The sequence below is a fragment of the uncultured Bradyrhizobium sp. genome (genome assembly GCF_936928535.1).
GTDB lineage: Bacteria > Pseudomonadota > Alphaproteobacteria > Rhizobiales > Xanthobacteraceae > Bradyrhizobium.
The window spans coordinates 138,484-147,808 of record NZ_CAKZHY010000098.1; the positions used below are offsets into that span (position 1 = coordinate 138,484).

13 protein-coding genes and 1 pseudogene are annotated in these 9,325 nt (G+C 64.5%); 8 read left to right on the forward strand and 6 right to left on the reverse strand.

Annotation, left to right across the window (positions count from 1 at the left end; translation table 11 throughout):
* Positions 1 to 81 precede the first annotated feature (81 nt).
* Positions 82 to 746 (reverse strand): annotated as a pseudogene (locus Q0687_RS20845) (class I SAM-dependent methyltransferase).
* 98 nt (positions 747 to 844) lie between these two features.
* Here Q0687_RS20845 and Q0687_RS20850 point away from each other — a divergent pair.
* The 3 genes from Q0687_RS20850 (at position 845) to pdxY (ending at position 3,090) form a co-directional block, all read left to right on the forward strand.
* Positions 845 to 1,489 (forward strand): TetR family transcriptional regulator, encoded by a 645-nt coding sequence (locus Q0687_RS20850; protein ID WP_298880625.1) that lies wholly within the window; start codon positions 845 to 847, stop codon positions 1,487 to 1,489.
* Positions 1,490 to 1,575: 86 nt separating this feature from the next.
* Entirely contained in the window at positions 1,576 to 2,217 is a 642-nt protein-coding gene (locus tag Q0687_RS20855) for an FMN-binding negative transcriptional regulator (RefSeq protein WP_298880628.1), read from the forward strand.
* A 48-nt stretch (positions 2,218 to 2,265) separates the two neighbouring features.
* Complete coding sequence (gene pdxY / locus Q0687_RS20860) at positions 2,266 to 3,090, forward strand: pyridoxal kinase (RefSeq protein ID WP_298880630.1); 825 nt, start codon at positions 2,266 to 2,268, stop codon at positions 3,088 to 3,090.
* Here pdxY and Q0687_RS20865 read toward each other — a convergent pair.
* Positions 3,087 to 4,424, reverse strand: coding sequence for a hypothetical protein (locus tag Q0687_RS20865; protein ID WP_298880632.1), 1,338 nt, complete (start codon positions 4,422 to 4,424; stop codon positions 3,087 to 3,089). The genes pdxY and Q0687_RS20865 overlap by 4 nt on opposite strands.
* Positions 4,425 to 4,777: 353 nt before the next feature.
* Here Q0687_RS20865 and Q0687_RS20870 point away from each other — a divergent pair, with 353 nt between their 5' ends.
* Together Q0687_RS20870 and Q0687_RS20875 are read left to right on the forward strand one after the other, a co-directional pair.
* Positions 4,778 to 5,032, forward strand: coding sequence for a hypothetical protein (locus Q0687_RS20870; protein WP_298880634.1), 255 nt, complete (start codon positions 4,778 to 4,780; stop codon positions 5,030 to 5,032).
* A gap of 313 nt (positions 5,033 to 5,345) precedes the next feature.
* Positions 5,346 to 5,492: a hypothetical protein gene (locus tag Q0687_RS20875; protein ID WP_298880636.1), complete on the forward strand. Its 147-nt coding sequence runs from the start codon at positions 5,346 to 5,348 to the stop codon at positions 5,490 to 5,492.
* A gap of 4 nt (positions 5,493 to 5,496) precedes the next feature.
* Here Q0687_RS20875 and Q0687_RS20880 read toward each other — a convergent pair whose 3' ends face one another.
* Positions 5,497 to 6,060, reverse strand: coding sequence for an Ada metal-binding domain-containing protein (locus Q0687_RS20880; protein ID WP_298880638.1), 564 nt, complete (start codon positions 6,058 to 6,060; stop codon positions 5,497 to 5,499).
* Between the two features lie 131 nt (positions 6,061 to 6,191).
* Between Q0687_RS20880 and Q0687_RS20885 the strand changes: the two genes are divergently transcribed.
* Positions 6,192 to 6,608 (forward strand): nuclear transport factor 2 family protein, encoded by a 417-nt coding sequence (locus Q0687_RS20885; protein WP_298880640.1) that lies wholly within the window; start codon positions 6,192 to 6,194, stop codon positions 6,606 to 6,608.
* An 84-nt stretch (positions 6,609 to 6,692) separates the two neighbouring features.
* The gene (locus Q0687_RS20890; RefSeq protein ID WP_298880643.1) at positions 6,693 to 7,613 is read left to right on the forward strand and encodes a DMT family transporter; all 921 of its coding nucleotides are present in this window, start codon (positions 6,693 to 6,695) and stop codon (positions 7,611 to 7,613) included.
* Positions 7,614 to 7,624: 11 nt separating this feature from the next.
* Here the strand turns inward: Q0687_RS20890 and Q0687_RS20895 are convergent, their stop codons facing one another.
* The 3 genes from Q0687_RS20895 to Q0687_RS20905 form a co-directional block, all read right to left on the reverse strand.
* Positions 7,625 to 7,909: a hypothetical protein gene (locus tag Q0687_RS20895; RefSeq protein WP_298880646.1), complete on the reverse strand. Its 285-nt coding sequence runs from the start codon at positions 7,907 to 7,909 to the stop codon at positions 7,625 to 7,627.
* A gap of 99 nt (positions 7,910 to 8,008) precedes the next feature.
* Positions 8,009 to 8,278, reverse strand: coding sequence for a hypothetical protein (locus Q0687_RS20900; RefSeq protein ID WP_298880649.1), 270 nt, complete (start codon positions 8,276 to 8,278; stop codon positions 8,009 to 8,011).
* An 80-nt stretch (positions 8,279 to 8,358) separates the two neighbouring features.
* Positions 8,359 to 8,709: a zinc ribbon domain-containing protein YjdM gene (locus Q0687_RS20905; protein ID WP_298880652.1), complete on the reverse strand. Its 351-nt coding sequence runs from the start codon at positions 8,707 to 8,709 to the stop codon at positions 8,359 to 8,361.
* 250 nt (positions 8,710 to 8,959) lie between these two features.
* On the opposite strand from Q0687_RS20905, the gene Q0687_RS20910 reads away from it, so the two are divergent.
* Positions 8,960 to 9,319, forward strand: coding sequence for a cytochrome c (locus Q0687_RS20910; protein ID WP_298880655.1), 360 nt, complete (start codon positions 8,960 to 8,962; stop codon positions 9,317 to 9,319).
* Positions 9,320 to 9,325: the final 6 nt, after the last annotated feature.

A 9,325-nucleotide genomic window follows, 5' to 3' on the forward strand; every position in this document is an offset into this window, starting at 1 on the left:
TTTTCGGCGGCCGACAGCGCAAAGCCGCCGCACGACGAATCGTGCGGCGGCTCCGGGACGAGCGATATGTTCGATGCGGCTCTAACCGATCCGCACGGAGAGCTCGACATCCTCCGCGAAGGGTGTGGACATGTAGCCGCTGCCGGGCGCGCGCACGCGCGCCAGATAGTCGGGGCTGTCGTCGGCATTGTCGGCCACGACGATCGCGCCCGGCCTCAAGCGGTCTTCGACCAGATCGAGGATCTCGGGATAGAGCGCCTTGGCACCGTCGAGCAGCACGAGGTCGATCTGATCAGGCAGATCGACGCTCAGCGTCTTCAGCGCATCGCCTTCGCGGATTTCGACGAGGTCGATCAGCCCGCCGTCCCTGAGGTGCTCGCGGGCCCGGGCTGCCTTGGATGGTTCGAATTCGCTGGTGATGAGGAGCCCGCCTCCATTGTCGCGCAAGGCTGCGGCCAAATGCAGGGCTGAGATGCCGAACGAGGTGCCGAACTCGACGATTGCCCTGGCGCGCGAGCTTCGCGCCAGCATGTACAGCAGACTGCCTGTCTCGCGCGAGACGGCGAGCGGCGCGTCCTTCAGGCGTGCGTGAGGTCGCGGTAACTGGTCTTGCTTTGCATCATGCTGACGCGATCGGCGTCGTTGACATCGGCGAAGGCGGCTTGCAGGACGCCGCGAGCTGCTTCGTCCTGGTCGAACAGACGATCCAGCAGCGGTGCAAGCGATGTAATCGTTGGGGTGGTCATGAGGTGTCTCCAGGGAGCACGGCGGAGGGCGTGCTTGCGTGCGAATCGAAATACGACTAATTCGTCGCGTTTCCTATTCGCATTCCCCCGGGAGCGTCATGGCCGATCGTCGAAGTCGTTCAGTTTCCTCACGAAAACAGCCGCAACAGGCTCGCTCTAGCGAGCTCGTTGCGGCCATTCTCGACGCTGCGGTTCAGGTTCTGGCGAAGGAAGGCGCGCAACGCTTCACCACCGCACGGGTGGCGGAGCGAGCCGGGGTGAGCGTCGGCTCGCTCTATCAATATTTTCCGAACAAGGCGGCGATCCTGTTCCGCCTGCAAAGCGACGAATGGCGCAGCACGAGCGAGCTTCTTCGCGGCATTTTGGCGGACCGGACGCAGCCGCCGCCGGCGCGGCTGCGCGCACTCGTCCACGCCTTCATCCGCTCGGAATGCGAGGAGGCCGCGATCCGCGGCGCGCTCAGCGATGCCGCGCCGCTCTACCGCGATGCGCCCGAGGCGCAGGAGGCACGCGCGGCCGGCGAGGGCATCGTTGCGGCCTTCATGCGCGAAGCACTCCCGAAGGCCTCGGAGGCAACCCGCGAGCTCGCCGGGGAGCTGATCAAGACGACGATGGCTGAGGTTGGCAAGCGCTTCTCGGAGACACCGCGCAGTGAGGCTGAAATCACCCGTCACGCTGACGGTCTGGCGGACATGTTCTGCGCCTATCTCAGCGAGTTGGCGCACCGCGGACGTCATTCCTGACATCTGCGTTTGCGGCCCAATATCATTCGGATTCGGTCCGATCATGGGTTAGCCTCGCATCGTCCTGTCAGATCGAGTGCCGCGCCATGCATGTCCTTCGGCCCCAGTTTCGCATCGAAGAACAGCACGCGCTCGAGTTTGCGCGCCGGCGCGGTTTCGGCGTGATCGTCGCGGCCGATGGGAATGGCCCGCGCGCCTCGCACGTGCCGTTCGTGCTGGACCAGCGCGATGGGCGCGCCATCGTGCAAGTCCATTTCACGGCCAGGAACCCGCTGGTTGAGCTCGCCGACGGCGTCAGGCGCTTCCTGCTGATCGTCGCCGGGGATGACGCCTACATCTCCAACGACTGGTACGCCTCGCCTGACAATGTCTCGACCTGGCTCTACGAGGCTGTTCATTTGTCGGGCGTGGCCCATTTGTGCGGGCATGACGAGAACCGCGGTCACGGGGATACGCTGCTGGCCACCGCCGAGGCGCGGCTGCCGAAACAGCCTTGGGGTCTCGCGCGGATGGAGCCCGAAAAGCGCGAGACCATGCTGGCTGCGATCCGCGTCATCGACATCGTGGTCGATCAAATCGAAGGGCAGGCCAAGCTCAACCAGCACAAGAGCGATGCCGACCACGTCGCGGTCGCCGGTCAATTGGCGCGGTCGGAGGAAAGCGGGCATCGGCGGCTGGCGCGGAAGCTGCGGGCGCTGCGGCCGGGACTCGCGTACGATTTTTCGTGAACCCGACTGCGCTTGCCGCACCCGGGTTTTGATCCTACGGACCTTTGCATGCTCGTCATCTCGATTCAAAGCCAGGTGGTCCACGGCCATGTCGGCAACAGCGCGGCCGTTCATGCCATGCAGGCGGAAGGCGTCAACGTCGCCGCCGTGCCGACGACGTTGCTCTCGAACCATCCGCGCTATCCCACCTTGCGCGGGCGGGTTCTCGACGCCGAGCTGGTCGCCGATTTGCTGAGAGGCGTCGAGGAGCGAGACCTGGTCGATGAGGCCGCTGTGCTCGTCACCGGCTATCTCGGCTCACCCGACAACGCCGTCGTCATCGCCGATTTTGTGGAACGGGCGCTGTCGCGCAATGCCAGGCTCCGCTATCTCTGCGATCCCGTGATCGGCGACGATGGTCGCGTCTACGTCGCTGAGGGCATTCTGGATGTAGTTCGGCGCCGCCTTTTGCCTGCGGCACACTTGATCACGCCAAACCAGTTCGAGCTCGAGCTGCTCGCCGGCGTCAAGATTACCGATACCGAGGGCCTGCGCGCCGCAGCGGCGGCGCTTGCGGGGAAACACCGGATCGATGTCGTCGCAACCGGCTGTACGCTGGTGGACACGCCCTCGGGGCAGGTGGAGACGATCCTGTGTGCTGACGGGCGATTGTCGCGCTTTGCGACGCCGCGCCTGCCGATCCGCCCCTATGGCACCGGCGATCTGCTGACCGGCCTGATCGCGGCGCATCTTGCCAAGGGCACGGCGATCGAGACCGCGGTGCGGCTTGCGGTCGAAACTGTTTTTGCCGTGCTCGTTCGTACCCAAGCAGCAGGGTCGGCCGAAATGTGTCTCGTGCCGCTGCCTGCGTCAGGCACTCAAGGTCCGGATTAGGTCGTCCGTTTCGCGGCCGATTGCGCCGCCTTTTGCGGTTTTGCGGAGCTCTTCTCGCGTGCAGCCTGCGTCTTCGATGACTTGGCGCTGGCCACAATGCGCGCCTTTTTCGATTTGGTGTTGGCGGCTTCCTTGCGGTCAGTCGCGATGCCGCGCTTCGAGATATATTCCAGGCCATCGATCGGGCCGACATGGGGTGGATCGTGGTCGAGATAGGGCCGACCGATGCCGAGCGCCTTGCCGTTGCTGTCGACCCATTTCCACAGCACTTCCGTCGAGGCCCAGCGTTGCGCGCGGTTGCTGCCCTGAGTGCTCACGATGTCTGCCGCCATGCCGTGACCATAGCCGCCGCGAAGGCTGCCGCCATGATAGGAGCGGTTGGACGCCGCCTTCAGGCCGCTGGCAATCTCCTGCCGGTAGTCGTCACGAAACGCGCTGGTGATCCCGGGCGAGAGCCCGGCTGCTTCCGCCGCGAGCAGCATGCGGAACAGCTTCTGCTTGAAGCTCTTGTCCATGCCGCCGATGACGTAATCCATCAGCGGCATGTTGGCGTGCTCGGCCGCCTTCGGATCCTTCCAGGCGAAATCCTCGTCGACGAGCTTTGTGAAGCTGCGCATCACCGTGACCATCTTGCCCTTGCGCTTGATGGTGACGGCACGTCGGTCCTCGACCTTGATCGAGTCCTCCTTCGGCGTGCGCTGGTAAAGCGCCCAGAGATAGCGATCGATGCAGGCGTCCATAGAGAAACATTCGTCGAGCACGGCCACCGTGTCGGCGGGCGGCGATGCCTTGCTCTCGGCCACCGGCCCGGTCGCAATCGCGGCGGGCGACAATGCGTCCTGCGGCACGACATCGCCGGGATCCGCGGAGGCGAGCTTGATCGCGGATTTTGCGGCCGGCGCGGTCTCACGCGTGGCGGGTGTGGCTTCGTCGGTGACGGCGGCAGCTTCGTTCGCGGCGGGAGCCGGTTCGGGCGCAACCTGCGGCGCAGGCGATGCCGCGGGTAGCATCTCGGTCGGATCGGCCGAGGCGAGTTGGACAGCGGGGGCGGGTGCTTCGGGCGGTGGCGGTTCGATCATCGCCACGCGTGGCGTTGCAGCCGCGGCGGCAGCGATGTCGGCGGTCAGCGCGATACCATCGTCGATCGTCGCGGCACGCGGGATGTCAGCAAGCTCGAGGCGGCTGAGGTCTTTCGCATGGGTCACGGCGGCTGCATTGGCGCCGCTGTTCTCGATCAAGGCTGGCGCGTAGGCAGAAACGGAGAGCGCCAGCCAGCCGGCCATCACGGCCGAGGGGCACGTAACAGCGACAAGAAGAGACCGCCGATCATTCATGATCCCTGCCTCCAAGGTTCGCGAGCGAACCAGATTGCACAGCCAAGCACGCGGCGGGTCAATTGTTCGAGGGACGATGTGGCAGCGCAATGGCGCAAATCTCCCAAATTAGGCTTTTCGAGCCGGTGTTGCGCAAATGCAACTCAGGTTCCCGCTTGCGATGATCGAAGTGATTAATGCGCGCGACTCAACCTCGTTGCGAAAACCGCAATCACTGGCGATGCCGTTGAAATCGACCTGCCGCGTCAAACATAACGGTAAGCAAGCTGCGCGATATTGCGTTGCAGCAATGTATGTCGCAATGCAGCAGATATGGCTTACATTGGCTCCGACCTTCTCTTTGGAGCATCACCATGAACAAGAAAACCATATCGATCGCAGTTGCTGTCCTCACTCTTGCGGGCTCAACGGCCACCTTCGCTGCCGAGCTGCCGTCTTACGAGGCTAACGGCCTTCCAGCGTCCCCCGTGCAGGTCCGCGTGCTCGGTGCCAGCCATGTCGAGCAGCGGGTGACGGCGCCCGCAACCAGCATCACGGCGCTCCAGGCCAACGTGCTGACGCCGCGCAGGCAGAACACCGCGAACGTGACCACGGGCTCTGCCCGATGAGTCGACACTGCGCTGGGCTGTGAGCCCGGTGACGAGGGTTTCAAGACGTCAATGGCCGGGTTTGTCCCGGCCATTTTTTTGTGTCGTCTCTTTGTGTCGCCTCGGCGAGATTAATCACGCGCGATCCGTCTCATCTTGCGTGTCGATGCGCTCGCTGAGAATTCTCCGGCAAAAAAATGTCTCGCATGTCGCGACTTGTGTACCGCGGTTCAAAACGAGTGTGATCTGCTTAATAGTTGTTTTGCTGGTCGCGGCGCTTGATGTGGGCGCCGCATATTGGCGGCCAAGAATCGTTTTTCATAATGGAGCCGTCATGCCTGTTGCACAGAAAGCCGTTGTTACCGCCTCGTCGCCGCGTGAATTCATCGTGCGGCATCTTGCACTGTTCACCGCCGCCGCGTTGTTCGTGTTCGTGCTGAGCCTGACCTACGGGCTCGATCTCAGTCTCGGCTTCTTCTGAGCGATCAGGCCCTGCGCATCGCGCGCAGGCGCGACGGTGATCGGCCGTAGAGTTCGACGAAGGCGGCGTTGAAGCGGCGCAGGCTGCCGAAGCCCGACTCGAACGCAATGTCCGTCATGGTGTGATCGCTGGTGTCGAGCAGACGTTTGGCGCGCTGGACGCGAAGCGTCTTGGCAAGCTGCTGCGGCGTCGCCCCGACATGACGCTCGAACAGCCGCGCCAGATGGCGCGACGAGATGCCGAGCCGCGCGGCCAGCGTCACCACGCTATCCGCATAGAGCGCGCCCGCATTGATGAGCTTCACGGCGCGCGCAACGGTTGAGCGCGTGCCGTTCCATGCCGGGCAGAACGGTGCAGTTTCGGGGCGGCAACGCAGGCAAGGTCTGAAGCCGGCGGCTTCCGCCGCCGCTGCCGTCGGGTAGTAGGTGACGTTGCGGGTCAGCGGGTGCCTCGCCGGGCAGACCGGACGGCAATAGATCCCTGTCGTCTTCACCGCCGTGAAGAACCGTCCGTCATAGTTGGGATCGCGACGCAGCCGCGCGGCATTGCAGGTCTCGAAACTCAGCATGGGCGCATGATAGCGCGTGCCGGCGCAGACGAAAGCGTCGCGGGATGACCGAGTCCGATTGTGGCGAGCCGTACTGCGCATCACGGCCTAGAACGCACCCCTCACAGCAATGCAAGCCGAGGGAGCGCATCGTGACCAGCCCGAAGGACGTCGTACTCAACGCCTGGAAGACCTTTTCTTCACGCGAGGTGGATCGCATCGCGGCGCTGTTCACTGAGGATGCCGAGTGGATCGCGCCGAAAGGCAACGCCACGGTGGTCGCGCTCGACCACACCGACCACATGGTCGGAGCGAGACAGATCGCGCGCTTCGTCGCGCAGGAGATGCACAGGATATTTTCCGGGATCGATATCGCCTTTCGCGGCGTTTACGCCGACGGCAACACCGTGATCGTGGAAGAGCGGATGCGCGCGGCGCTCCCCGGCGGCAAGCCTTATGAGAACGACTATTGCTTCGTATTCACGGTGGCGGACGGCCGCATCCGTGAAGTGCGGGAATACATGGATACGCGCAAGGGATGGCGCATGGTGTTTGGCGATGGCGCGTGATGCGGGCCCTGCATTCCCCGCCGCGTGCCAGCTCTGCAACGGCGTGGGTTGAGGCGGTGCGCGCCCTGACATAAGGCTTAAGCCATGGATCAGCGGACGAGCGGCGCTGACGCTCTCACTCAAACGAACGACAAGGCGCAGGCGCTGCTCGGCGTCGTCTGCGGGCTATCGGCCGCGCTGTTCTGGGCGCTCGGCTTTGCCGGCACGCGGCATGGACTGAAGGTCGGCTTCACGCCGGTCGATCTTCTGGTGCATCGCTATGTCTGGTCGGGGATCGTCTTCCTGCCGCTGGTCTTGCGCGCCGGACTCTCGGATCTCTGCGGCATCGGCTGGGGCAGGGGTCTTGCGCTGATGGTGCTCGGCGGGCCCGTGATGTCGCTGATCTCCTACATCGGGTTCCAGTTCGTTCCGCTCGGCCATGGCAGCGTGATCCAGCCGTCCTGCGCGACCCTCGGCGGCCTGCTGCTGGCAGCACTTTTCCTGAAGGAGCGGATCTCCGTTTCGCGCCTCGTGGGTGCGATCGTCATCGTCGCCGGTCTCGGCGTGATCGGCGCGGAGTCGATCGGCCATATCGGCATCGACGGGGTGCAGGGCGACCTGATCTTCGTGCTCACCGGCCTGATGTTCGCAAGCTTCGGCGCGCTGCTGCGGCATTGGCGTGTCTCGGCGGTGTCGGCCGCGCTCGTCATCAGCGTGCTGTCGCTGCTGCTGCTGCCGATCTACCTTGCCAGCGGCGCGCTCGCGCGTGTCGTGGCGATCGGCGTCACCGAGAATGCGATCCAGGCGCTGGCGCAGGGCGTGCTCGCGGGCCCTGCCGCGCTTTATCTCTTTGCCGTCTCGGTGCAGCGCCTCGGCGTCGCCCGCGCGGCCGTGTTCCCGGCCTGCGTGCCGGCGCTAACGCTGCTGACCGGATGGTTGCTGCTCGGCGAGCCGCCGACGGCGCTGCAGGCCGCCGGTCTCGTCACGGTGCTGTGCGGATTCTACCTCGCGCAGCGGCAGCGGTAGGGCGCGAGCCGCTATCCGCCCTTCGTCGGCGTGCTGCACGTGACGGTGCAGGTGTCGCCATCGCAGATCAGCGCCTGCTTACGCGCCGGGCAGGACTTGAGGCTGCGGATCGGCTTCGGCGGGCCGGGTGTGAACATTTCGAGCACGTGGCAATTGCCATAGCGGGAGCAGACGCCGCTCGGGAAGACGATGTCGGTGCAGCTGCAGGTCTGCGCGGCGTTGGCCGGCGTGCTGGCGGTGAAAGCAATCGGTGCGATGACGAGCGACGCGGCCAGGACGAGCTGACGGAACTGCATGACGATCTCCCTATGATTGAAAAGTATGCGGCAAGTTACCACAGGGAAGGTCGGGCGCTTGTGAAGCGCCTCACATGGACGCTGGCGCGACGTCGCGCGTCAGAGCCAGTCCTTCACCCGCGGGGAGCAGGCCTGCTTGCGCCGGCTCCAGACGTAGTCCGGTCCGCCGCAGGGCGGGCGTGGGCGCGTCGTGACAGGACATTCATTCCAGACCCGCGCGCCGCTTTCCCAGCCATCGACGACGCAGGCGCCGAACATCGAGGAATGGCAACCGGGACCGCAGAGGCCGTCGGCGTTGGCTGTGGTGACGGCACCGAGCAGCAACATCGGTGTCGCGAACGTCAGCAGGATTCGTGGAAAGATCGTCATGATGCGCTCCTTCGCCAGCCAAGCGGCGAGCATAGCACCAAATTCGACGATCGAGAACGGCGCCCGCGCGGATGTCCGCCTCAAGCCTTGCGCACGAACTCCGACTTCAGGTTCATGGCGCCGATGCCGTCGATCTTGCAGGCGATGTTGTGGCCGTCGGTTGCGTCCTGCAGGCGGATGTTGCGGACCTTGGTGCCGCCCTTGACGACCGACGACGAGCCCTTAACCTTGAGGTCCTTCATCACGATGACGCTGTCGCCGTCGCTCAGCACGTTGCCGTGGGCATCGCGCACCCCAGCCTCGACGGGTGCGCCCGCAGTGCCGCCGGGAAACGTGCTCCATTCATGGCCGCACTCCGGGCAGATCCAGAGATCGCGATCCTGATAGGCGTGTTCGGAGCGGCAGGCGGGGCAGTGTGTCGGGGAGGTCATGGCGGGCTCTTGCAGGCGAATCGCGCTGCCCGTCTTGATGCAGATCAAACTTCGCGAAAACAACCCCATGCACAGTAGAATGCCTGCACTTTTTTCAGTTTCGTCGAAACCGAATATTGGTTGACCCGTCGGGCAAAACAGGCGCATGATGGCAGGCTCGCAGATCGCCGGCAGTTGAGGCAGATCAAGTCTCCAGCACGCCGGCCGCCTTACGCTTGTAATCACCGAAGCGAAGGCGAGGTCTCCAGCGATGTCGCGTAGCGTTCGAATTTACATCGGCCTTGCCGTCCTGATCGCGTTGTCGATCCTGTTTCTCGTCAGCGTCGTCCACACCGCCGCCGGCGCAACCCGGCCGTCCTTGCGCAGGGCGGCTGAGGGACATCGCCTCGCGCAGGCCTGGTGCCAGAGCTGCCACGCCGTCGACCCCGACATGTCCGGGTTCTTTGACCTCGCCCCGAGCTTCCAGGCCGTCGCCGACCGCAACGGCACCACCGCGCTCTCGCTCAAGGTGTTCTGGAGAACCAGCCATCAGGACATGCCGAATTTGGTGATCGCCCCCGATCAGGCCGACATGCTGTCCGAGTATATTTTGAGCCTGAAGCGCAATTGACGCGGC

Coding starts and splice junctions, on each gene's coding strand:
- Q0687_RS20865 (WP_298880632.1), bottom strand. CDS start 4,424: ATGAATGATCGGCGGTCTCTTCTTGTCGCTGTTACGTGCCCCTCGGCC.
- Q0687_RS20850 (WP_298880625.1), top strand. CDS start 845: ATGGCCGATCGTCGAAGTCGTTCAGTTTCCTCACGAAAACAGCCGCAA.
- Q0687_RS20895 (WP_298880646.1), bottom strand. CDS start 7,909: ATGCAGTTCCGTCAGCTCGTCCTGGCCGCGTCGCTCGTCATCGCACCG.
- Q0687_RS20890 (WP_298880643.1), top strand. CDS start 6,693: ATGGATCAGCGGACGAGCGGCGCTGACGCTCTCACTCAAACGAACGAC.
- Q0687_RS20855 (WP_298880628.1), top strand. CDS start 1,576: ATGCATGTCCTTCGGCCCCAGTTTCGCATCGAAGAACAGCACGCGCTC.
- pdxY (WP_298880630.1), top strand. CDS start 2,266: ATGCTCGTCATCTCGATTCAAAGCCAGGTGGTCCACGGCCATGTCGGC.
- Q0687_RS20900 (WP_298880649.1), bottom strand. CDS start 8,278: ATGACGATCTTTCCACGAATCCTGCTGACGTTCGCGACACCGATGTTG.
- Q0687_RS20910 (WP_298880655.1), top strand. CDS start 8,960: ATGTCGCGTAGCGTTCGAATTTACATCGGCCTTGCCGTCCTGATCGCG.
- Q0687_RS20875 (WP_298880636.1), top strand. CDS start 5,346: ATGCCTGTTGCACAGAAAGCCGTTGTTACCGCCTCGTCGCCGCGTGAA.
- Q0687_RS20905 (WP_298880652.1), bottom strand. CDS start 8,709: ATGACCTCCCCGACACACTGCCCCGCCTGCCGCTCCGAACACGCCTAT.
- Q0687_RS20880 (WP_298880638.1), bottom strand. CDS start 6,060: ATGCTGAGTTTCGAGACCTGCAATGCCGCGCGGCTGCGTCGCGATCCC.
- Q0687_RS20870 (WP_298880634.1), top strand. CDS start 4,778: ATGAACAAGAAAACCATATCGATCGCAGTTGCTGTCCTCACTCTTGCG.